Source organism: Mucilaginibacter sp. P1_A3 (assembly GCF_056406855.1).
This window is the reverse complement of record NZ_JBFTZJ010000002.1, coordinates 510,207-532,731: the sequence shown is the minus strand read 5'-3', so window position 1 is coordinate 532,731 and position 22,525 is coordinate 510,207. Positions and strand designations below refer to the sequence as shown.

The following is a 22,525-nucleotide window of genomic DNA, read 5'->3' as shown; positions in this document are numbered from 1 at the left end:
TTTACTGGATTTAGGATTACTTAAAATCTTAGACGCGATTGAAGCAACCTTTTTTGACGTTTGTTTTGAATTTGGCATTATTTAAAATGTAGTTTGTTTTATGCTACATATCAAATATACCCATAGTTATATTTTGCTAATATATTTAGTTTTCAACAATCAATATTATTAACACCCCCCCGCACCGTTCAAGCAGAACACGTGGACAGCTGTGGAGCTTGATTTATAAAGCTGCATCCTTTATACAACGCATAAATGTAAAAATGGGTGTTTTAACAGTCTTTTTATGATACGACGGGCTGGAAATTCCGTACTTTTAAATTTCCAAAAGAAAAAGCTTGACCTTAATTTCACTTATAAGAATACACCAATGAGACCACAATTTGTGCTTTACGTAATAATGATGTTTTTAGCTACGTCTTTATTTGGGCAAAACAATGTAAAATCAATCAATGGGTTTAAGTATGCCTACGTAGTAATCGCCTCATATGGCGCTAATAACCAACAAGATATATATGGAATTACGCAGTATTTAAGGGATAGATTATCGAATAAAGGACTAATAGTTTTAGATTATAATCCGAATATATGGCCTCAAGAAGCTAAAAACAATCCGTGTTTGATTGGGACTTGGAATCCAACTAACGAATCAGGGGCGTTTTACACAGCCAAAGCTGGCTATACAGTAAAAAATTGCAAGAATGAAACAGTTTACCAAAATTTTTCGAAAGCATCAAGAATTGGCAACTATTATCCTGCAAATGTCAAGGTTGCAATGGAAAAGGCTTATGAACCAATTGAAAAATTGAAATATAGTTTTGATGAAAACTTGACATCTAAAATAGAATTTCCTCCCGTTGAAACTACAACGGAAACTGAGCAATCAATCAAAAAATATCTTGATAATAATAAACTCGATGCGTTAGAGGGAATTTATAAGTCATACCAAAATGAAACTTTGGGGTACTATAAGTTTGCAATAATCAAAACTGGTGATAGTTATAAAGCAATAATCATTGAAAGTGGCCTAGCGCAATGGAAACAAGGTGAAGTTAAAGCATATTTCGAAACAAGTTCAATGAGGGGCATTTTTTCAGTAAAATGGTTTTTAGGGAATAAAACGTCGACAGAAACATTTGCAACTTTGGACAACGATGCCATTCTTTCATTAGAAGGTAAAAACTTAGCCAGCGGGGAAAAAATTGTAAGCAAGTTCGTTAAAGTCTACCCGTCCATAAGTGGAAATACATCCATAAAATCCGATCAACCAAAAGCATCGGGTAGTGGTTTTTTCATTTCCACAAATGGCATTATTGCCACCAATGCCCACGTCATAGAAGATGCGTCTAAAATTGAGGTAATCGTTTCAAATGAACTTGGAACGTACACTTATAAAGCGAAAATATTATTAAATGACGGAAAAAATGATGTTGCATTAATCCAAATTGCCGATACTACTTTTAAAGGGTTGACGCCTTTGCCGTATTCATTGAATGAAACTGCAGATGTTGGTGAAAAGGTATTTACTATTGGCTATCCGTTAAATAATATTATGGGTTCGAATTACAAAGTAACCGATGGTATTATTAGTTCAAAAAGTGGAATTGCAGACGACTTAAGATACTATCAAATCTCCGTGCCGCTTCAACCAGGCAATAGTGGTGGACCACTATTTGATAAAAACGGTAGTGTAATTGGAATTACCTCCGCCAAGCTAAATGGTCAAGCCGTGGGAACCTCAATTGAAAATGTAAATTATGCAATTAAAGTTTCCTATCTCTTAAGTTTATATGGAATGCTTCCAAATCCATCTAAGCTACCTACCTCGTCAAAACTTGTGGGAGAAGAGTTACAACAGCAGGTTAAAACCCTTAAAAATTTCGTTTGCTTAATAAGGATTTATTAATAATAAAATACTAATTTTTAATTCCCATCAAACATGTATTTTAAAAAATTTCCCTTTCCGTAGGTTGTCTAACTTAGCCTTTCCGCTTAACTTCTATTGATGCGATCATTAACCCTGTTGTATCTCATATACTGAAAGCATAATCTAAGCAACCGAGGGTTGCAAACTCGCGCGGTGAGGATGCAATATGATTTTTTGAAATATTGTTTGCTAGGGCCACAGTTGACACGAATAAGACGATGACATGAAAGGCTTGCAAAAACTACACTTTAATCGAAGAACGTACAATTTAATCAGGTAAATTAGACACTGTAAATTCTGTTATAAGTATTGATCAAAAAAACAAATTTCTGCTCAATGCTTGCCTCATCTTTAACGAAAAATAATTGAATTGAATTTTTTATAAAGATAATAACAAGGTTTACACAGTGCTTATAAGTATTCAATGTATAATCAACATCGGAATTTACTAAGTGTATTGTATTCGGACTAAAATGCTGAAACTGGGAGTAATATTTAAATAAAAATTTTAGTTGAAGATGATTTTCAAAATTTATTTCCTTTAAAAACTTAATTTTTTCATTTTCAGAAATAAATTTTGCATTGCCGTTGACTCCAGCAGCCTTTAGTTTTTGAACCAATGACGGATTTGTAGTTTCTCTTAAAACGGCATTTTTTTTCCATTCACCGTTCTCATCTAACAAATTTGAAGTGGCTTTATAGGCTTCAATGGCTTTTGATTCATCGATGATCGGCTCGAATCTTTGTTGATAATCATTTTTGTTATAATCATTTTCTGCCGTCAAACCCTCCATAACTCCTAAAAAATATTCCTTGTTAAAAATATTCAATTCATTGCCTAACGAAACTTGATTAACATCCAATAAATCTATAAATCCCCTTAAATAATTAAGTGTTATTAAATCCCCTACAATACTTCTATATAACAAGCTAGTGCTTGTTTTAAATCTATAATCATCATGAAGCAAATGCAGTAGTTGGTTAATTGCCTCTATGTTAAGCCTTATCGTTCCTAATAAGTTTAGGAAGCTTGGCAGATGGTTCGTTTGTTCGACATCAGAAGCAGATACCAAAAAATCCGATAGAAAATCATACAATAATTCTTGGATAAGGTGTAGGTTATATAATTCTTTCTTACTTTTTTCTAAATCAGCAGGATAAAATTTTTCATTAAAATTCATATTGGTTGGATTAATATCCATAACATTTTACACTTTTATATTCGGTAAGGTTGCAACTTCTTTATTTCTCTCGTCTAATTTAATATAAAATTTAATCGATTTTTGATTTAAAGGAATGAAATGTATTGTACATCTTTCGGAATATGTTTCATAAATATTATCTCCTTCTAATTTATAGGCGTTATCCAAAAAATCAGCATTAGTATAGAAGTCGGTATACAGTTGCGAAATCTTTTTTGAACAATTCCACACTTGGCAGTTAAATTCATCCTTATTTTTAGATATATACTTGGTAAGGTATAATTGAATAGCTTTTATGTTTTCTTTGTTTATACGCTTTATATCGAAGGCGGAGGAGGGTTTAAAGCTATCCTCCCTTGGTAAAATGCCATTATCTTTTTGAAGGGTTAGCCAATAGTTCCAATACTTGTTTATATCCCAACTTTTATTCGTGATGATATGAAAATGGATATTTCCTACAAATGCAGTATTCTTTAATTGCCTTTCAGCAACCCATATATATTGAAAGTCCTCACTCCTCTTTTTAGTGTTATCTAAAAACTTTCTAAGTATAACTATTGCTTTTAAATCCTCAACTTGATTAACAAAAGTTAAGGTAAGAAAATTGAGCTTATTGTATACCCTTGAAAAAGCTATTAATTTTTTGCGAATCTTAGTTTTAGTACGTTGAGACATTTTAAATGTTTTTGCAGGCTGTTGAACTTTATTTTTCTTTTTATCCTCAATATATTGCCTTTCTGCCTTAATTCCCTCTACTGAAAGATCATATTTTGTAGGGGTTTCTTTTTTATGAGTTTTTCTTCCAATCGAAGAGCCGGTAAATTTATCTTTAAAGCTTTCATCCCCTTCCGGGGAATCAAGCACAAGAGTACATCCGTAAGTATTTTTTAATATCATAGAATCTGAATAGTTGCAGGTTTATTAAAACCATAAAGGTTTAAAGGTGGATTAAAGGTTAAAAAAAAGCTACTGGTTAGGTAGCTTATAAATAAGATGGCGGGTCTGTACCCTTTCTTATTCGTTGGACGTACTCTCTCGTTCGACGATCGTAAACGTTAATGTATTCCCAGTTACCAAATTTTTCATTTAAAAACTTAACGAAGCCGTCAAGCTTATGAACATAATTCCACTTCTTAGCCGACTTGTCAGGAAAGAAAGCGATAACCGTATAATCATTTTTATGCTGCACGATTCCCGCCTTTCCTGTTTACGGCTTTAAAATTACGTTCGGTTAAGGCAAGTTCTATTTCCTGGGCTTTGTATCTAACTTTGCCACCCATGCGATAGGACTTAATTAAGCCTTCTTTTGTGTAATTGTGGAGAGTGGGAAGCGAGATTTGAAGCTGTTTGCATACCTCTCCCCTAGTCAGGTAGATAGTACTGTCTTTTTCTTTTGAAATTTTTTTAGTAGAATTACCCGTTCCAAATCCATGAACGAAGAATTCAGAGCCATCATTTAACTTTCTGCCAAGCTGTTCTTCTAAAATTTCAGTAAAAAAATATTTTAAATCTCCGAGGCTAAGACCTGTAAACATAACAGGTTCCTTATAATTATTATTTGTTTTCATGCCACGAAGAAAGGCACGAAACAAAGCCGGAGGGGGTAGCCGTGGGGGATACTATTTTCCTTGTTTTAATTTATCTTTCTCATTCTTAATAATTTCTGCCGTTTTATCCAGCCCAACTTCTAAAAATAGATTTTCAATGAATTGGTAGTTGTTTACCGTCTTGATGTCATACAACATTGCCTTTTTAGGAAGGTTCGTGAGCGCTTCTTTAATGCTTTGCTCCCCACGATTCAGCATCGAAGCCAAAAGCTTTATAAGGTTTTTATTTAGTTTCACCCCATTTTTCGATTCAACTTCTAACCTTTTTTCTAAAACTTGCAATAGACCGAGTGATTCAAGAATTAATACTTGTTGCTTCACAGTGGTTGGGAGGTGGTTACCAAACTCCCTGTTATTGTTTAAATCTCCTGTAAGTTTATCCAAATACTTAAAGTACTCGCCAGTGATATAACCATTGTTAAGTTGTATTAAATTTTTGGCCTCATAAGTACCCTTAGATAAGTCCAATTCTTCGTGATTAATATACGATTGGGTATAGCCAGTTATCCAAAATTGGTTTTCGTGAAGTTTAAAAATATCATTTTCGGATTCTTGATGTTTTAATATATCCTCTGATATCAGTTTGATTTCATTGTCAATAATTACCCTTTTATTTTTAGCAGAGGATAATTTCTGTTCAAAGTCCTCAATCTTGTCATTTATGTTCAACAATTGAAGGTTAAAAAAAAAGCCATATTTCCTTATATCTTCAAGGGATAAGCTATTAATCAAAAAGTTATCTTCTTCCGATTTAGCTTTAATCAGAAAGTCCAAAATAGTTTGATGATCCTCATACGAATTAAAATAATATGGTTTGTTCAATTTTTTAAGCCAAAATTCAAATTTTTCTTCGATTGAATTTAATGACCTAAAAGCAGCTTTAAGTTCGGATAATTGTTCTGTTGATAATCCTTCTAACATCTTATTTAAAAAAGGCGTGGTTTAATAATTTATTCGCGTTTTGTTCTTGAGTAACTCTTATGTATTGCAAAAAGACTTTTTCAGACTTGTGACCGGTGATCTTCATTATTGTTATTGCAGGGACATCTGCCAAATATAAGTTTGTTGCAAAACTTCGCCTTGCGGTGTGAGTGCTTATTAAATCATATTTTTTTGAAACAGTTTTTTGCCTGACACCGCCCTTGGTTATCCCCGTTTCAATTTCAGTGTTAATCTTGGCATCCTCACCGATTATTTTCAAATACTGATTAGTATTTTGATTAGAAATGGGCTTTGGTAATTGATAGTTATATTTCTTTAAAATATCACCGACGACCTTCCCAATTGGAATAACAACTATTTCTTTTGTTTTCTGAGTGCTGATCTTCAATTTATTATCCTCAATTATATTCTCCTTTTTTATCTGGGAATAGTCTGAGAACCTCAAGCCGGTAAAACATCCAATCAAAAACAAGTCCCTTGTCCTTTCTAAATAAGGTTGTTTCGATAAATCCAATTCTGTAATCTTTTGAATTTCATCCTGGCTCAAATATATCTTATCAGAATCTTCTCTAAAGCCTCTAAATTTCTTCTTCTTAAACTCAAGGTTGGTATTTAAGCCACGTTCGGTAGCTTCATTAAGAAAGGTTTTCAAGGTTTTAATATTTTTCCCGATTGTATTAACGGACAAATTAACCTCCTTCATTAGATAAATCACATAGTCATTGTAGAAGTCTAAATCTATCGTATCAAAATCAATCCTTTTCTGTTTAAGCTTCGAATAGCTTTTCAGGTGATTGTAAGTAGTCGTGTAAATTTTAACGCTTCCAATGGCTTTAAAGGACTTACTATCTTCAATGTACTTTTCAATGAAGTTGAACAAGGTTACTTTCTTCTTAGCCTCCCTTATCTCCAATTCGATTTCTAACTGCTCTTTTAATCTATCTGAGGTGATCTCTACGCCATCATTTAACAGTTTCCTATAGGAGTTATTAACGGCTGTTTCAATGGCTCTTAAACGGGAATTGAATTCTAAATATTCCGGATTTTGTTTAATCTCCTTCGCTCGTTGACTTTCCGGATTCCAAAACTTTGGATTTATTTTTTCGCCGGTGGAATACTTCAATCTTTTATAATTGAAATTATAAAACAGGTAGACTAAAGTCTTATCAGTTGCTTTAGGTTCTTTAAGCACAAATTTTGCTTCTGCCATTGAAATTAGATTTCACGCAATATAGAAACTTAATCTATAGGGGACAAATGAGGGGACAAAATTCATTTATTAGACGTTATTTTTCTTTATTCGCCTTTATATTTAAAGGTTAAAAAAAAGACCATTATAGCTGATTATGAGTATAATTAAGCAAGATTTAACAAAATTAAAAAAATAACATTCGAGTTCCTCCGGCTCCACCCGAAGGGATAATCATTTGATTATCCCTTTTTTTTCTACATTAACAAACATTTTACACTCATTATCAATTCATTAAGTTCGAACACATCCATCATTGTGAGTGTTCGATAGACGCCATTTTTATAGTATAAATTGCTGTCGAACACCTGATTCTGATTTAAAGTGGCGGTGCCAAAAAGCATTGAATCTTATCAATCAAGCGTTAAACGCTTGATTGCATTTCGAAGGATACTTGAAAAACCTTTCCTCATAATCCAGCAGGCCCGTTGATAGCCTTCTATTTACTTTTTGAGCGTATTTTTCTGTGTAGTGAAGCGGATCAGTCTTTTGAATCGTTGGGACATGATGGGTTGGTTTACAAATGCGACCAAGCTTCCAGTAGCCGGGTTTGTCCAATTGGAGAAACGCTAAATGTTTTTTTCCGTGCCATTTTTAAGGGTTTTGTTTGCAAGCAAAGGAGCGGAAGTAATAAATATTTGAAAACTATTTAACCTAACAAAAAAAAACAAAAACGCTATCAGCTGCTTCTTAGGAGATAAAGTTTATTCAATAAACAATGGTGCTGACAAACACTTGCTGGATAAAGGTGGGCTATCGGTGCTTGATCTGGCTATTTAACAAGGTAACTTAGATGCAATTAACTTGTTAATTTAAAAGCGCATTAGTTAAATTATTCCTCTATAATGAAACAAAGGGGATTTCCAAAGGTTATTTGTATTCTGACCAATTAGAACCAAAATGGCAAAAACACCGGCTCCTCTCGAAAATTCAAATAGAAAAATCGAAGACTTGAACAGTGACAAAGAGACCAGTAACGGCGAGTTCATCACTACCGACCGGGGACTAAAGATTAACGACGATAATAATTCTTTAAAGGCCGGGAAACGCGGCGCAACCTTACTGGAAGATTTTATTCTTAGAGAAAAAATCACCCACTTTGACCACGAACGTATTCCTGAAAGGATTGTACACGCTCGTGGTTCAGGAGCACACGGTGTATTCCAGGTTTATGAATCGATGGCCAAATATACTAAAGCAGGATTTTTACAGGACCCTTCGGGCGTCATCATGGGCAAAACACCTAAAGATTTCATACATGCTATTGCCCAGCACCGTTTTTGGGAAAGGCAAAAGAAGGATAAAGTGCCTGCTTAGTGTTTATTGTTACCTACTAAAGTAACCAGTTCGTCTTTTGATAATCTGATTACATTACCTTTAAGAAATAATTAAAATGAAAAAAACTTACCCATCATTCTTATTGCTGTTATTACTAACCTGTCTCAATAGCTGCACAATAATTGGCGACATATTCAAAGCAGGCGCCGTTGTTGGCGTGATCGCCGTAGTTGTTGTAATTGCTATCATTATCTGGATCATCTCCATGTTTCGGGGTAAAAACCAATAATCCCCTATCACGCTTATGGATATTCAACAATTTAAGGGACTGCCGTTTTACTTGAAACTGGCTTCGGTTTTGTTTAGCCTGATCGCGATAGTTTATATCGTAATCGTTGCCAAAGAGATCCTGTCTCCCATCATTTTTTCCTGCTTATTCTCGATCCTGTTATTGCCGTATGCTGCCTGGCTGGAAAATAAACTGCATCTGCCGCGAAGCGCAGCTTCGATGTTAGCAGTGCTTTGTCTTTTGGCTTGTATCGGTGGCTTGCTATATGTGATCGGTTCACAAATATCTAATTTAGCCAGCGATTGGCCACAGTTCCAGGATCAGTTGCACAAATCACAAGATGACATTATGGGTTGGATTCGTTCCAGCTTCCATGTAACCAAGCACAAGCAACTGACCTTTGTAGCCAATACCACTAACAAAGTGGTCGCTTCCGGCGGATCGGTGGTGGGTGCCACCCTCCTATCCTTATCGTCAATCTTGCTATTTCTGGTCTTTACCTTTATTTATACATTCTTCTTTTTACTGTACCGCAAACTTATTATGCGGTTCTTTGAGTCCGTTTTTCAGGAGGACAATAAAAAGTTGGTGCATGACATCATCGAAAACGTCCAGTATATTATCCGCAAATATATTATCGGCCTGCTGATCGAAATGGCTATTATCGCCATCGTAGTCAGTGGGGCTTTTATGCTGCTGGGTGTAAAATATGCCATTTTGCTCGGCCTCATTACTGCCTTATTCAATATCATTCCGTATATCGGTATTTTCACAGCGCTGGTGATCAGTGCTGCCGTAACACTCGCTACCGGACCTCAAAGCACCGTAATCTATGTAATGATCACCCTGATTGTAACCCATCTTATCGACAGCAATATTTTATTACCGGTAGTTGTTGGATCTAAAGTCAGGATCAATGCCCTGATCACAGTATTAGGTGTGATCATTGGCGAAATGGTTTGGGGGATACCCGGTATGTTCCTGTCTATTCCGGTAATAGCTGTCCTTAAGATCATCTTCGACCGTGTAGAAAGTCTGAAATCCTGGGGAATTATACTTGGCGACGAAGATTTTAAACAGAACCGGTTGGCTAAAAAGCTCAGGGTTAAAAAGAAAGTGGTACTGTCCCCATAATGGAGGTAGTCAGGCATTTCAAATTTATAAGCCATTTTCCATCCTAACAGTCAATAAAATATCTAACAATTAGTTTATTGATTGTTAGCTACGATTTATTGTTCAATATCCTGGAATACCTAAAGCTTCTTCAATGTGTCCGGGCCTGTAAAGAGGTGTCCTCTCCCCGATCTATCAAAGCATCCACCATTTACTATCGTGCGATATTTTAAACAATAAAGTAATTTAAGTGTTTAAAAGTTAATGAATTTGAACGAACCACAGCCCACGATCATGCTTATCGATGATGTTGAACTTGATAACATAATCTTCAAAATGGTGCTTCAGCGCTTACTTCCAAACCCCACCATTGACACATGTGCTAATGGCCAAAGGGCGATTGAAAAACTAAGATTACTTACGGATAATTCATCTTCATTGATGCCTGATTATATTTTTCTCGACTTAAGGATGCCGGTTATGGATGGTTGGCAATTCCTAAAGGAATTCGCGGAATTAGCGATTACGCCTGAAAAAAGAAGTAAGCTGTTTGTACTATCCTCCACAATTGATAAGAATGAAATCCAGGATTCCATTGAGAACCCACTTGTTTCTGATTTTTTGTCCAAACCAATCGGACTAGACAAGCTCAAATCTATTTTTACTACCTAATTTTCGCGATATTTATGCCAGGTCATATTCTAATTATTGAAGACGATGCCGATATTTTAAACGTACTCGAACTTGCATTACGCTTCAGCAATTTTACTGTAAGCGGAGTTTCCGAAACACATGATATTTTTAAAACCGTTGAGAAACACAAGCCCGACCTGGTGATAACAGATTATATGATGCCGGGGTTAAATGGCGGCCAGATTTGCAACCTCCTCAAAAGCCAGGAAGCTACCCGTCAACTGCCGGTAATATTGATATCAGCCTATCATAAAATGGCGATATCACTGGGGAATTTCAGTTATGATGCATACGTCCCTAAGCCGTTTGACGTCGATAAATTGATCTCTGTTATCGACAACCTACTTATTAAAGAATAATTTGATAGCGCAATAAAAACACGTTATTGAAACTATGTAGAAATTGTACTAATAGGCATATTTATCTCCCCCTATTGTTTTAAGAAATGTAGAAAAGATGATTTTTATATCAAGGTTAAAACGCCAGTTCTCCATATACCACACGTCAGCTTCAACACGTGCCTTCATATCTTCCACCAGTTTAGTTTCGCCGCGATGCCCATTGATCTGGGCCCACCCAGTAATGCCCGGTTTTATAAAGTGGCGCACCATAAATTGATCTATCAAATTAGAGTATTGTTCTGTATGGTTTAACATGTGTGGCCTCGGCCCCACCACCGACATATTCCCAATTAATACATTAAAAAATTGCGGCATTTCATCTAAGCTCGACTTTCTCAGAAACGCACCAATTTTAGTTACCCTTGCATCTCCTTTGGTGGCTTGTGACGAGTTTGCATCATTGTTGATCCGCATACTTCTAAACTTATAACAATTAAAAGGAACATTATCTCTGCCTGACCTGGGTTGTACAAAAATGGCCGAACCTTCTGACTCCAGTTTTATCAGTAAATAAATGATAGGATATAGCCAGCTTAGAATAAATATAATTACGAATAATGAAAATGCAATGTCAAACACACGTTTCACCAGCCGATTTACTAAATTTTCAAGCGGTTCAACCCTTATAGCATATGCATTAGTTTTGTTTAAACTTTGTTCTAATAAGGTACCCTGTAAAAATGCGTAATGCTCAGGCACTAATTTAAACCTAATCATATTTTTGTCCGATTCTTTAATCAATTTTTCGATGATATGTTTCTGTGAAAACGGAAGTGTGCAAAAAATTTCTGCAACGCTATTCTTACGCGAAAAATTTATGCAATCTGCAATATGACCAAGATGTAACTCTTTTAATGTTTCTTCTAGGGGACCGTCATGAAAAATTCCCAATATTTGGTAGCCTAAACTATAATCATTTTTAAAACGATTGTAAAGTTCAATTCCGGTGCGGCTACCGCCAACTATTATTGCAGTTCTTAATGGCTGACGAAAAACGTTTAAATGGGCTACGGTTTTTACCAAACTAACTTTCCACAGTCCTAACAATACTCCGTATAAACACATTGACGCTAACAAATACTGACTGTTTGTATTGTATGAAGCGATATTGTTCAAGTACATGACAATGTAGGATACCAGAAAAACATATAGGAAATATGCTTTAAATGATTTTTTATAAATATAACCGAATGCTGTTATACTGTATAAACGAATAATGTTGGTAGCCAGTAACCAAACAAGATTAAAAATAAGGATAACATGTACATAACTTTTATCGCCTGCCCAATTCAAATAACCGGTATGAAATAGGTTATAGACTATTATTAACGAAAAATTCAGAAGCAAATAATCAATAAGAGGATTTAGTGATCTGATTAAGTTAGTACGAGTTTGCTCCATATATTAATTTTCGTTAAACAAATGCAAAAACAATGCTACAATTGCTAAATATTAATTAATCACCTTTTTTAATTAAACAGATAGCTGTTTAAACATAAAAACGTATTGATCTGCCGCAACATAGTCCATACGTTCGTAAAAATCGAATACCGGCAGGTACTTGTTAGTCATTAAACCCAGCAATTCAATCTGATTTTTGATGGCGTAGTCTTCAAACAACGTTAATAACTGCTTTCCGTACCCGCTTTTCTGAAACGCTGTTGAAACAAATAATTCATCAACAACTAATTGCTGATTAGTCCACCATGTTTTTTTATGTCCTAAAATGGCTCCAACGGCGTTGTTATTTTCATATACTATAAGGCCCACGAAATCGGCATTGGTAATAAGTTCAGACAAATATTGATTTGCTTTCTCTATAGTCCAATGGCAGTTCCACGGGGGAGCGTTGTAAGCGCTCACAAAAACGCCCACACAATCATCCAAATGTTTTTCTGTAATAAAAAAGCTTTCCATAATAGATCAATAAATTTTAATTGAATAATTTCTTCTGCGGTATTGTGCTACCTGTATAAGCTGTTAAGAGTTGCTGCTTAAGCACATCCTGATCGTAAACTTGCAGGTAGTATGACGTCCCCTCAGCTTTAATCTTTTCAATATCTCTTTTTTCCAAGTCCAGAATAATTTGTATAAGGGCTTCCGGATCATTATTGCTGAAACTAATACTTGTTATATTATCTACTATAAATTCTTTAAAAAAAGCAATATCAGAAACCAGGGATGGAACCTTGAAATAATATGGTATTGATAAAATCCCAGATTGTGTACCTGAAATGTATGGAAAAACCACGCAAAAGGCGTTGATAAATAAATTCCTAATTTCTTCGTCATCTATATACCTGTTAACAAAAAATACATTTTGTTCCTTTGTTAAGTCCCTTTCGAAATAGATATGACCTTTTCCAGCAATTACCAATGGCTGTATTAACCCATCATGAGTATTGTTAATATAAGCATTATATAAAAATGCTATCCCTTTATATTGTTCTATCTGCCCAAAAAATAAAATGTAATTATTTACGCCGGCTAATTCGGGGACGGTAGCTTCGCCAGATTTTATACTATCTGTAACAAGCGTTGGAAAGTTATGATAGTATATTTGCTTTTTTTTGAACGATTTCAACATCCACTCATATTGGGATACACTGCATGTTACCAGGTTATCAGTTTGCTTTATTAAATGAGTGACCCTCATCTTTACAAGTACCGTTCTCAATAACCAGCTAAGGGCATTTTTATAAACCTTTTCATGAAAAAAAAGGTCGTGAACGGTATAATAGACCTTAGCCAATCTCTTTAGTTTTTTTACATGTAAAGCCAGTGAAGAATCCTCGGTTAAAAGGTGAATAACATCAATTTTGTTGGCTTTACACACCTCATCAATTGCTTTTAGCAATTGCCTGGGGTATATATTATGTAATAAACCGTTAATCTTGCCTTCGGGAAAATCTAAAAAAACATAGTTATCACCGTTAGGGATAATGGCCTTTCTATAATCGCATTTTGCAGTACAAATAAATATGCCATAGCTATCATTGTCGCGCAGGGCATTTACTATGTTTACTGCAAAAGGTAATAATCCGGCGTAAAATTCCGAACAAACAAATAATTTTTTCATTTTATAATAGTCAATGGCTGTTGGCTCAATGGTTCGGCGTCGGGTTTCCAGCTATTATTAATTTTATTCAGACGGTAGGATTGTCTTGTAATAAGAAGTTTCGTACTCATAGCCATATCCGAATTTCTTCACATTTACGCCGTTAAATACCACCTGTAAATTGGGTAATTTGTTTTCCTTTACAAGGCCCTTAATAAATTTCAACTCACTTTTCCGCGTTATTCCCTGCCTTACTACATATAGGGTTACATCACACTCCCGGGCTATCACATAAGCATCGGCAACCAGGTGAACGGGCGGACTGTCGATAACTATATTATCATAGTTTTTCTTCAGTTCGGCAATTAGCACAGCCAGTTTTCCATTCTCTAACAATTCAATTGGATTGGATACATAGGAGCCACTACCAATAACATCTAATAATGGGTTAGCGCCCGATGGCTGAATAGTTTTTCCGAAAGTTGTTTTCTCATTTAAATAATCTGAAATGCCCGGGTGTTTTTTTGATAAATTAAAAACGTCTTTGATAGTAGCCCTCCTTAAATCCAATTCCAATATCACCGTTTTTTTACCTGAGCTGGCCAATGCCAACGCGATATTACTGGCGATAAAGCTTTTACCTTCATTTGATACGCTTGACGTTACAAGGGTTACATTCGATGAGTTGGTAGGTAAAAATATACTATGTAACTGGGTCCTTAGACTTCTGAACTGTTCAATTAACAACCCATTTTGTGACTTTATGCCTTTAGCATTACGGTCAAAGGCTATCTCGCCAAAAACAGGAGCATTAAGCACGGTTTCAACATCTTGCGGGTCTAAAACTATTCCTTTTAATAGATGTACTATGTAAATGCCAATTGCAGGCAATAAAATACCTAATATAAATGCCACCAAATAGATAACTTTATTATTTGGCCATTTTGAGGGCAGTGCATGGGCGCCGTCAAGCACCCGGTAATTTGATACTGTTGAGGCATAGCTCAATGAAACTTCTTCACGCTTCTGAAGTAGGTATACATACAAATTCTCTTTTATAGACTGTTGCCTTTTAATACTAATGAACTGCCTTTCTTGTCCGGGTAAATTTGATATAGAGGATTCGGAGTTTGAACTTAATGATTGGAGTTTTGTGTGGGCATTCAATAATGAAGATTTTATATTTTTAACATTATCCTTTATTGCGGCTTTAGTTGTTTTTATCTGGGAATTTATTTCTTCAAAGTCAGGATTTGTTTCTGGTGTAGTAGCCAGCAACTGATCGTGACGCAATTGTAACTGGGAAAGTTTCTCAACCGAGCTAACCAGGGAAGGGTCATTGATGCCAATAATGGCCGGAGCCTTGTCGCCGTTTCCTGCCGAGTTAACGTATTGCTCAATGCCATTAATTACACTCAGCTGAACATTAATTTCATTTAAACGGCTATCGTTGGTTTGCAACTTATCAAGTTCAAATTTAGCATCCGACGTCATATCAGTTAGCCTGTTTGAACTTTTAAAGTTTGCAATGTTTTTTTCTACGCTGTTAAGTTCCCCGGTTAATGATGATAATCGCTGGTCGATAAAATTAATAGTATTTTGTGTTTCCTTGTTTTTATCTTCTATTTCGTCGGCATTATATACTTCAATAAGGCGATTAATAATATCTTTCCCTTTTTGCTTGTCGGTAGTACTAAAAGAAAGATCAACAGCAGTTGCCAGTTTATCTTCTAAACTCGCGTCGATACTTTTTTGGTAATAATCGGTTAATTTATCAGGATCAAGCTGCATTATACTTATAGTTGAGCCTTTAAACGCGGATAGATCATCGGTAGGTGTTAACTTCCAGGTACCGATAGTTGTATGCATAATGTCGGTGAAAGAGTACTCCTTATATTCGCCATCTGTTTGCATTAAAAAGGTTTTATTGTCCTTTACCCGGATGTTAATTTTAGTTTTAAAATCCTGATTTGATTTAATGACCGTTATTTTAAATGGTAAACTGGAATACAGATCTTTATAAAACAGCCCTTCTTTTTTTTTATAGCTTATGCTAAGCTGCAGATCATTTATAACCTGGTTGATTAATTTTGCCGATTTCAACTTGGCAAGTTCATTTTCAACAACATCCGAAGTATTTGGTAAGTCTATCTTATCAAGTACTGATTGGCTTTGCTGCGGTTTATCGGCCACTTTATCCGTATTAACCAGGAGGGTTGCTTTAATTTGATAAACCGGATCTGTAATCTGGTTATAAAAAAAAGCTAAAACCAGCATTATTATGATAGTAGCTACCATAACCGGCCAGTTGTAAATATACTTAGCAAATAACGACTTTAAACTTACTGAAGAATTCTTCTCCTTTTCAGTCGCAAAAGCTAAAAATTGCGGGGAATTTGTACTCATTTAATTAACGGGTTAAAACAATTGCAACAACAGACAAAGCAGATATAACTATACCCATAATAGGTATCACATTTGCGGCCACCTTTGATCGGCCGGGAGTTACATATATTTCATCGTTGTTTTTAAGATAGAAGTAAGGTGAATCAAATATTTTTTTAGAAGTCAGATCGAGATTAATATATTTTCTCTCTCCATTCTCGTTCCTGATTAGTAACACTTTTTTTCTCAAAGCGGTTACGTTCAAATCACCGGCCATTGTAAGCACCTGTGTAACAGTTGGATGTTCATCGGTAATATTATAAGAGTTTGGACGGGCTACATCGCCATATACATATACCTTGAAATTTACTATCCTAACATTTACCACCGGATCTTTTAAATAAGTAAGTAGGGTTGTGTCCAGCTTTTCGGTAACCTGTGCGGTAGTAAACCCGGCCACATTTACTTTGCCAACAAGCGGTAAGTGTATATTACCGTGTTCGTCAACCGGGTACCCAATTACAGGATTATCAGGAGATGTGTTGTAATTATTGCCATTTACCCTGGCCAGGTTATAATTAAAAACAGCCGCCGATTCGGGGTTTCTGCTGGTTATGTTAATCCCTAATATGTCACCAGCGTGGATCAAGTACGAAACGGTGTTATTAATTTTTTCGGTAGTAACCTCCTTTTTATTTATATCCTGGTAGTATGGTACATTTTTGTACGATTGGCAGGAAGCAAGGGTAAAAACGGTAAGCAGAACTAAAAGATATGCGAGGTTTATTTTAAATTTCAACATAAAGTTATTTTTTATTTTAATGATTGTGAAAAGATGGCCTTTAGAATAATTCGGAGTTAGATCGTACCTCGCCTTTAGACTCTATTAATGCAACACCGCCCAGATCTTTCCCTTTCAATACATTATTTATAGAATAAATATTTTGGTATTTGTAAAAAACAATTCCGTTACCCGGAATGGAGGATTTTATATAATTATTACTAACTATAACATTTTCGAGCCCGGTGGTAACTCGTGCTTCTGATACGTTTATAGCCGGAGTTGTAACATAAAGTACCCCTTTAATGTTTTCAAAGGCATTAATTATTGTATTGCCAGTAATTTTAACATTCACGTGCCCAAAACAATCTATCTGTCCCTGGTATATTTTGTTATTATAGATGCTGTGATGGCCACTAAGTGAATCGGCCGCGCCATTTTTGTATCCGGAATAAAAGTATCCAATGGTTATTGCCCTGCGGTATTTTATAATTTTCCCTCTTTCAACGGGACCATAGCCGTATCTAAAGTTGAATATATTATCGTGCACCGAAACATTTAATACGGATTCATTGGCACTGTGACGTTCAATGTCCACCCCTCCTACCAAATATCCACTCCCATAAACTTTGTTATTGTAAAACGATGCACCGTTAACACAACAAAACATAACTCCCTCGCGGTATATATTTAAAAAAAAGCAATTATGTACCGATACATTTGAAACTATTCTTGCATTAAGCGTTGGTTCAAACGTATCGCCAAATAGCAGGCCGTCACCCCGGAAGTTTTGAAAACGGCAATTCTTTACTTCGATGTTTTCCCCGTTATTAATACTTAATGCATGGCAAAATTGATATCCTGGATCAAACTTCTGTTTCCGGAGGTTACCATTGAAATCAATGCCTTCTATAACAATATTATCTATAGACGGCTCTTCCCACCAGGCCTGGTAAAAAATAGAATTAGGGTTTATTCGCCCGCCTGATAAAATAATGTGGCATGTTTGTGGGCCCGTTCCAACTAAGTTAATTCCAGTTAACAATTTTATGATCCCGGGCTTTTCCCCAATCTGTTTTATTAAATAATTGCCGCTGGGAAAAAAAACTGTGGATATACCTTTTGATTTAGCCTCACAAATAGCATTAGTTATCGCTTTAGTATCATCGTCAATTCCATTACCCATTGCCCCCATGTCTTTAACGCTAACAAATCTTTTTGGCGGCATTGTATAAGCTAATGAAATCTGATTACCAAGTGCAGCAAACTCCATTTTTGCCGCTATCATCGAAAAAAGCATTATCTTAAATAATAGGATATTAGTCATAAACCAAGTGGATAACAAAAGCGGCAAATGACTGGCATGCATCATTAACCATAGAAAAAGCAGATAAGTAAAACCTGTTTAAAAGATATTTGATCAAACTGAGCCGATAATTAGTTGGGCACAGTATAACTAAAACTTCCTGTGGAACCGCTGTCAGTCTTTTTTATAACAACTGCATCAAGGTAAACCCCCTTATACATCACATTTGATGAAATTAAACCCTTGGGGCTTTGTATAGTTACCGATATTCTATGGCCAACAACAGGCGTAAAACCATAATCAAAGGGACCGGTTTGATCTGCGTTTTGTGTATTGTATGGAGTGGTTCCATCCTTATCATATTCTACAATTTGTAATGTAAAGGGTGCAGTTGAACTCGCTTTTACCCTAAAGATGCTATTATGCGTATCATAATTCGCATCAAAATTTGCAGGTGCATTTGCTGATAGGCCTTTTTTACATCCTGCAAATATTAGCGCAAACGCCATGATGATAAGAAAACTTTTTTTCATAGATATAATTATTAAATGTGGTATTTTTTAGCTTTCAAGAAGTTACAGCTTGAAAATCGTTAAACCTAATGCTACAAATCACCCTACACAATATCTATGCCATGGATATATTTAACCTAACAACCCAAGGATAGAACCAAGAATAACAAATAGACTTTGAGTAAATAGCCAGAGGCGCCGTGTGCAGATATATCAGGCACCACGTTATTTTATTAATTCATTGCCGGAAAAGGTTAGAATCATATTAACTTGCAGCTAAATCATCGATATTGTTTTGTAATACTGTACCAAAATTTGCTACGTAAGGTGGTTGAAGCATGGAAAAATGATCTCCGGGGATTTCAAATAGTTCAACACCTTTGTTAGCATATTTTTCCCATCCCAGAAACTTACCGTACTCAACATAATGGACGCTGATTTTGGCTTTATATAAATAAATTTTGCCGTCAAATGGCTCTAAATGATAATTTCGGAAAGCAGTGATATGTTTACTTTTAATTTTCTGAACTAATTTATAAAAGTCTTTAGTGTCTCTTTTTTGTTCATTATGAATTGTATCGGCAACGTTTTTTCCTTTCAAAAGCTGATTTAAAGAGAATTTTAAAGCTTGTATTATTCTTGGAAAATGCCTTTTGGCTTTTTTAGGTAATAAAGAATACCAATCTTTATATTCAGTTTTTTCTGCGTCTGTATCAAAAATAATCAACATCTTAACTTCTTTTTTCATTGCGATCATCTGTTTCCGTATTTCCATAGCAACATACCCCCCGGATGAGTATCCCGCTAAAAGATATGGTCCCTCGGGGTTATGTTGAATTATTTCCTGCATATAGTGGTATGCTATTACCAGTAAATTATCAATAGGCTCGTCCTTCCCGTTAAGCCCTAAGGCTTGAAGACCATATACAGGCTGTTCGGGACTAACGTGTTTAGCCAGCTCGCTGAAATTAAGCACATTAAGGCCATCGCCATGAATAATATATAACGGGGCGTATGAACCGGACGGTTTTATTGGCACTAACGATTTGAAATTGTAGTCGCTAACTTCCTTGTCAATAAATTCAGCCAAGAGTTTGATTGTTGGAAATTTATATAGTATGGAAATTTGAAAGTTTTTACCTGATATTTTTTTTAACCTGGATAGGATTTGAACAGCCATGAGCGAGTGGCCGCCAATTTCGAAAAAATTGCTACTTGCTTTAATATCTGTTTTTTTGAAGTATTCGCGCCAAATATTAATCAACAGTTTTTCAGTTTCGGTTTCAGCTTCTACAGCAACCTCATCGGGAGATTCAAAGTGAATAATGTCGGGTAATGAATTTCTATCTATTTTTCCGTTCGACGTCAGCGGTAACCTGTCAAGCTTGATCCATACGGATGGGACCATGTAATCGGGAAGGCTTTTTTTTACGTATAAAATCAACAAATCCTGATCTAATTCCTGGCCGGCGGTAACTATATATCCAACAAGCCGCTTGCTTCCTTCCTTGTCTTTTTTAGCCAAAACCACAGCATTACTAACTAAAACGCTATTGTTAAGAACGCTTTCAATTTCGCCCAGCTCAACCCTGAAACCTTGTATTTTAACCTGATTGTCTTTCCGCCCTATAAACTCCATGTTATAATCGGGCATCATTCTGCCAAGGTCCCCGGTGCGATACATCATCCCTCCACTATTTGCATGAAAAGGGTCGGGAATAAATGAATATCGCGTTTTTTCAATATCATTTGCATACCCCCTGGCAACCCCTACTCCACCAATATACAAATCACCAATGGTGCCAACCGGTACAGGTTGCAAACGCTCATTTAAGATGTAAAAAAAGTTATTGGCAATTGGCTTACCATAAGGGATACTGCTCCATAATTCATCTGTTTTTTCAACAATAAAATAGTTGGACCAAACTGTAGCTTCCGTTGCTCCACCTAAGCTTACAACCTGTGTTTTCGGGAAAAATACTTTAATTCTGTCGGGCAAATTAACCGGAATCCAATCGCCACTCATGAATACCGTTTTCAATCCCTCGTAACGATATTCAGTTTTGTCCATTTCTAAAGTCGTAACCAGGTAATCGAGCGTTGTTGGCACCGAATCCCAAAACGTTATTTGGTGCTTAACCATCATCGCAGATAAAGTTTGTACATTCTGAATTTCTTCTTTTTCTGCTATAACCAGTGCTCCGCCTGAGGCCAGCATACCAAAAATATCATATACCGAAAGATCAAAACACATGGAAGTAATAAAAAGCAATCGGTCATCATGGCCAATGTTAAATTTATTATTTACCCATAAAATGAGGTTCACTGCCGAGTGATGTTCTATCATAACACCTTTTGGCCTGCCGGTTGATCCTGATGTATATATGGTATAGGCAAGCTGGTTGCTGTCAATTTTCAGAGATGGGTTTGTATCATCAAATCCGGCCAGCGTTTCCTTATTGATAAGTTTAAAATTGTCATCGGTAATAATGGATTTTAACGGATAACGATCATCAGCAACAACAACTTTTATTAAAGATTGCTTGAAAATATATTCCTGTCTTTCAAGCGGATAATCAGGGTCAATTGGCACATATGCACCTCCGGACTTAAGTATGCCCAACATACCAATTATCATATAAAAATTGCGGTTTGTTAATATACCTACATTGTCGCCAGGTTTTACTCCTTCTTTAATTAAATACCAGGCTAAACGATTTGCCTGCCTGTTTAATTCGTCATAAGTCAATTGTTTTTCGCGTTGTATTAAGGCACAAGCGCCCGGCGATTTTGCAACTTGTTGTTCAAAAAGCTCAAACAATGTTTTTTCTTTGGGATAGAATGTAACGGTATCATTAAATACATTTATAAGCATGTCCCGATCTGACTGGTCGAGTATATCGTAAGCGCCCAATTGACAATTATCGTCATCGCAAATAGCCTCTAATAAGTTGATTAAACTTTTATTGAATAACGATAAAAGAACTTCGCTTAATTGGCTTTTATTAGAATATAAGTGAACTTGAATGTTGCTTTCCGTTTCAGTTATGCACAGGCTTAAGTGTAGGTTATTAATTTGCGTAAATAAGCGGCCGATGTGTTGGCTATTGATTTTTGTAGTTTCCAACAGATCGGCATCATTCCGCTTTTCAGAAATAAATAAAAACTTAAATGGCTCATCAATTAATAATGCATCCGGCAAATTCCCTTGCACTTCTTTGTTATTAAGCGCATTAAATCCGGCGGTAGTAACAATTTTTGTATTAATACCATTCAACACATTCCTAAAAAAATCGGCACCATTAAATTCAGTTACTATTTCTGCTATTTTAAAGTCGTTGGGGTCATCGATCCTGTTATGCCCTATTTTCAGGAAGGCCTGCTTATATAATACACATTCCTGTCCCGAATATCTTTGCAATATGATGTTGACCGCAGCGACTAAAATCGAACTTAATTCTATCTGGTTGCGCTCTCTAAGCCCCATAAGCGAATCAACCAGGTTCTTGTTAATTTCAAATTCGTTTAATTCATAATCAAGTGCCCCCATTCCGGATAAAGAAGATTGAATGGTTGACGAGACTTTTAGATTAGAAACGCTTGTTTTAAGGATAGAATTAATGTTTAGTGGTTCAATTTCCGCAGAAGGTAGAAGGGACATGTTAGATTTTATTTTATAGTTATTATGTGCGTGGTATCTTTTTACAATTAATTTTATTAATTATTATGATGTAATTACCTCCCAGATAATAAAAAAAAGCAGGAAATGTTTTTAATTTAAT

At 35.6% G+C, this 22,525-nt stretch carries 18 protein-coding genes and 1 pseudogene; 6 read left to right on the top strand and 13 right to left on the bottom strand.

Translation table 11 applies throughout. From position 1 onward, the window contains the following. Positions 1-286 precede the first annotated feature (286 nt). A complete protein-coding gene (locus AC1D0K_RS06355) occupies positions 287-1,906 on the top strand; it encodes a S1C family serine protease (protein ID WP_477395043.1) in 1,620 nt (539 codons plus the stop codon). 302 nt (positions 1,907-2,208) lie between these two features. Here the strand turns inward: AC1D0K_RS06355 and AC1D0K_RS06350 are convergent, their stop codons facing one another. The 5 genes from AC1D0K_RS06350 to AC1D0K_RS06330 form a co-directional block, all read right to left on the bottom strand. Beyond that, positions 2,209-3,129: a hypothetical protein gene (locus AC1D0K_RS06350; protein ID WP_477395041.1), complete on the bottom strand. Its 921-nt coding sequence runs from the start codon at positions 3,127-3,129 to the stop codon at positions 2,209-2,211. Positions 3,130-3,135: 6 nt separating this feature from the next. Next, positions 3,136-4,026 (bottom strand): rolling circle replication-associated protein, encoded by an 891-nt coding sequence (locus AC1D0K_RS06345; protein ID WP_477399034.1) that lies wholly within the window; start codon positions 4,024-4,026, stop codon positions 3,136-3,138. A 281-nt stretch (positions 4,027-4,307) separates the two neighbouring features. Further along, positions 4,308-4,697, bottom strand: a complete 390-nt coding sequence (locus AC1D0K_RS06340) for a helix-turn-helix domain-containing protein (protein WP_477399032.1) — start codon at positions 4,695-4,697, stop codon at positions 4,308-4,310. Between the two features lie 51 nt (positions 4,698-4,748). Next, the gene (locus tag AC1D0K_RS06335) at positions 4,749-5,657 is read right to left on the bottom strand and encodes a hypothetical protein (RefSeq protein WP_477399030.1); all 909 of its coding nucleotides are present in this window, start codon (positions 5,655-5,657) and stop codon (positions 4,749-4,751) included. A gap of 1 nt (position 5,658) precedes the next feature. Next, a complete protein-coding gene (locus tag AC1D0K_RS06330; RefSeq protein WP_477399028.1) occupies positions 5,659-6,888 on the bottom strand; it encodes a site-specific integrase in 1,230 nt (409 codons plus the stop codon). A 939-nt stretch (positions 6,889-7,827) separates the two neighbouring features. Here AC1D0K_RS06330 and AC1D0K_RS06325 point away from each other — a divergent pair. The 5 genes and pseudogenes from AC1D0K_RS06325 to AC1D0K_RS06305 form a co-directional block, all read left to right on the top strand. Further along, positions 7,828-8,148: pseudogene (locus tag AC1D0K_RS06325) on the top strand (catalase); the annotation flags it as partial. Between the two features lie 172 nt (positions 8,149-8,320). After that, the gene (locus AC1D0K_RS06320) at positions 8,321-8,494 is read left to right on the top strand and encodes a hypothetical protein (RefSeq protein WP_477399026.1); all 174 of its coding nucleotides are present in this window, start codon (positions 8,321-8,323) and stop codon (positions 8,492-8,494) included. A gap of 15 nt (positions 8,495-8,509) precedes the next feature. Then, the gene (locus AC1D0K_RS06315; protein ID WP_477399024.1) at positions 8,510-9,628 is read left to right on the top strand and encodes an AI-2E family transporter; all 1,119 of its coding nucleotides are present in this window, start codon (positions 8,510-8,512) and stop codon (positions 9,626-9,628) included. Positions 9,629-9,871: 243 nt separating this feature from the next. Next, entirely contained in the window at positions 9,872-10,279 is a 408-nt protein-coding gene (locus AC1D0K_RS06310) for a response regulator (RefSeq protein ID WP_295711900.1), read from the top strand. 14 nt (positions 10,280-10,293) lie between these two features. Continuing rightward, positions 10,294-10,659, top strand: coding sequence for a response regulator (locus AC1D0K_RS06305; RefSeq protein ID WP_477399020.1), 366 nt, complete (start codon positions 10,294-10,296; stop codon positions 10,657-10,659). Positions 10,660-10,707: 48 nt separating this feature from the next. Here the strand turns inward: AC1D0K_RS06305 and AC1D0K_RS06300 are convergent, their stop codons facing one another. From AC1D0K_RS06300 to AC1D0K_RS06265, 8 genes are all read right to left on the bottom strand, one after another. After that, positions 10,708-12,102, bottom strand: coding sequence for an undecaprenyl-phosphate glucose phosphotransferase (locus tag AC1D0K_RS06300; protein WP_477399018.1), 1,395 nt, complete (start codon positions 12,100-12,102; stop codon positions 10,708-10,710). Positions 12,103-12,174: 72 nt separating this feature from the next. Next, positions 12,175-12,618 carry a GNAT family N-acetyltransferase gene (locus AC1D0K_RS06295; protein ID WP_477443637.1) on the bottom strand — a complete coding sequence of 148 codons (444 nt, stop codon included), beginning with the start codon at positions 12,616-12,618 and terminating at the stop codon, positions 12,175-12,177. A gap of 16 nt (positions 12,619-12,634) precedes the next feature. After that, on the bottom strand, positions 12,635-13,780 hold the full coding sequence (locus AC1D0K_RS06290; protein ID WP_477399227.1) for a glycosyltransferase family 4 protein: 1,146 nt from the start codon (positions 13,778-13,780) through the stop codon (positions 12,635-12,637). Between the two features lie 63 nt (positions 13,781-13,843). Next, positions 13,844-16,165 carry a GumC family protein gene (locus tag AC1D0K_RS06285; RefSeq protein WP_477399225.1) on the bottom strand — a complete coding sequence of 774 codons (2,322 nt, stop codon included), beginning with the start codon at positions 16,163-16,165 and terminating at the stop codon, positions 13,844-13,846. 4 nt (positions 16,166-16,169) lie between these two features. Further along, entirely contained in the window at positions 16,170-16,946 is a 777-nt protein-coding gene (locus tag AC1D0K_RS06280; RefSeq protein ID WP_477399223.1) for a polysaccharide biosynthesis/export family protein, read from the bottom strand. Positions 16,947-16,986: 40 nt separating this feature from the next. Next, a complete protein-coding gene (locus tag AC1D0K_RS06275; RefSeq protein WP_477463022.1) occupies positions 16,987-18,252 on the bottom strand; it encodes a glycosyl hydrolase family 28-related protein in 1,266 nt (421 codons plus the stop codon). A gap of 110 nt (positions 18,253-18,362) precedes the next feature. Then, entirely contained in the window at positions 18,363-18,764 is a 402-nt protein-coding gene (locus AC1D0K_RS06270; RefSeq protein ID WP_295711883.1) for a hypothetical protein, read from the bottom strand. Between the two features lie 244 nt (positions 18,765-19,008). After that, complete coding sequence (locus tag AC1D0K_RS06265) at positions 19,009-22,404, bottom strand: non-ribosomal peptide synthetase (protein ID WP_477463021.1); 3,396 nt, start codon at positions 22,402-22,404, stop codon at positions 19,009-19,011. Between the last annotated feature and the right edge of the window lie 121 nt (positions 22,405-22,525).

Coding starts and splice junctions, on each gene's coding strand:
- AC1D0K_RS06355 (WP_477395043.1), top strand. CDS start 287: ATGATACGACGGGCTGGAAATTCCGTACTTTTAAATTTCCAAAAGAAA.
- AC1D0K_RS06350 (WP_477395041.1), bottom strand. CDS start 3,129: ATGGATATTAATCCAACCAATATGAATTTTAATGAAAAATTTTATCCT.
- AC1D0K_RS06345 (WP_477399034.1), bottom strand. CDS start 4,026: ATGATATTAAAAAATACTTACGGATGTACTCTTGTGCTTGATTCCCCG.
- AC1D0K_RS06340 (WP_477399032.1), bottom strand. CDS start 4,697: ATGAAAACAAATAATAATTATAAGGAACCTGTTATGTTTACAGGTCTT.
- AC1D0K_RS06335 (WP_477399030.1), bottom strand. CDS start 5,657: ATGTTAGAAGGATTATCAACAGAACAATTATCCGAACTTAAAGCTGCT.
- AC1D0K_RS06330 (WP_477399028.1), bottom strand. CDS start 6,888: ATGGCAGAAGCAAAATTTGTGCTTAAAGAACCTAAAGCAACTGATAAG.
- AC1D0K_RS06320 (WP_477399026.1), top strand. CDS start 8,321: ATGAAAAAAACTTACCCATCATTCTTATTGCTGTTATTACTAACCTGT.
- AC1D0K_RS06315 (WP_477399024.1), top strand. CDS start 8,510: ATGGATATTCAACAATTTAAGGGACTGCCGTTTTACTTGAAACTGGCT.
- AC1D0K_RS06310 (WP_295711900.1), top strand. CDS start 9,872: ATGAATTTGAACGAACCACAGCCCACGATCATGCTTATCGATGATGTT.
- AC1D0K_RS06305 (WP_477399020.1), top strand. CDS start 10,294: ATGCCAGGTCATATTCTAATTATTGAAGACGATGCCGATATTTTAAAC.
- AC1D0K_RS06300 (WP_477399018.1), bottom strand. CDS start 12,102: ATGGAGCAAACTCGTACTAACTTAATCAGATCACTAAATCCTCTTATT.
- AC1D0K_RS06295 (WP_477443637.1), bottom strand. CDS start 12,618: ATGGAAAGCTTTTTTATTACAGAAAAACATTTGGATGATTGTGTGGGC.
- AC1D0K_RS06290 (WP_477399227.1), bottom strand. CDS start 13,780: ATGAAAAAATTATTTGTTTGTTCGGAATTTTACGCCGGATTATTACCT.
- AC1D0K_RS06285 (WP_477399225.1), bottom strand. CDS start 16,165: ATGAGTACAAATTCCCCGCAATTTTTAGCTTTTGCGACTGAAAAGGAG.
- AC1D0K_RS06280 (WP_477399223.1), bottom strand. CDS start 16,946: ATGTTGAAATTTAAAATAAACCTCGCATATCTTTTAGTTCTGCTTACC.
- AC1D0K_RS06275 (WP_477463022.1), bottom strand. CDS start 18,252: ATGACTAATATCCTATTATTTAAGATAATGCTTTTTTCGATGATAGCG.
- AC1D0K_RS06270 (WP_295711883.1), bottom strand. CDS start 18,764: ATGAAAAAAAGTTTTCTTATCATCATGGCGTTTGCGCTAATATTTGCA.
- AC1D0K_RS06265 (WP_477463021.1), bottom strand. CDS start 22,404: ATGTCCCTTCTACCTTCTGCGGAAATTGAACCACTAAACATTAATTCT.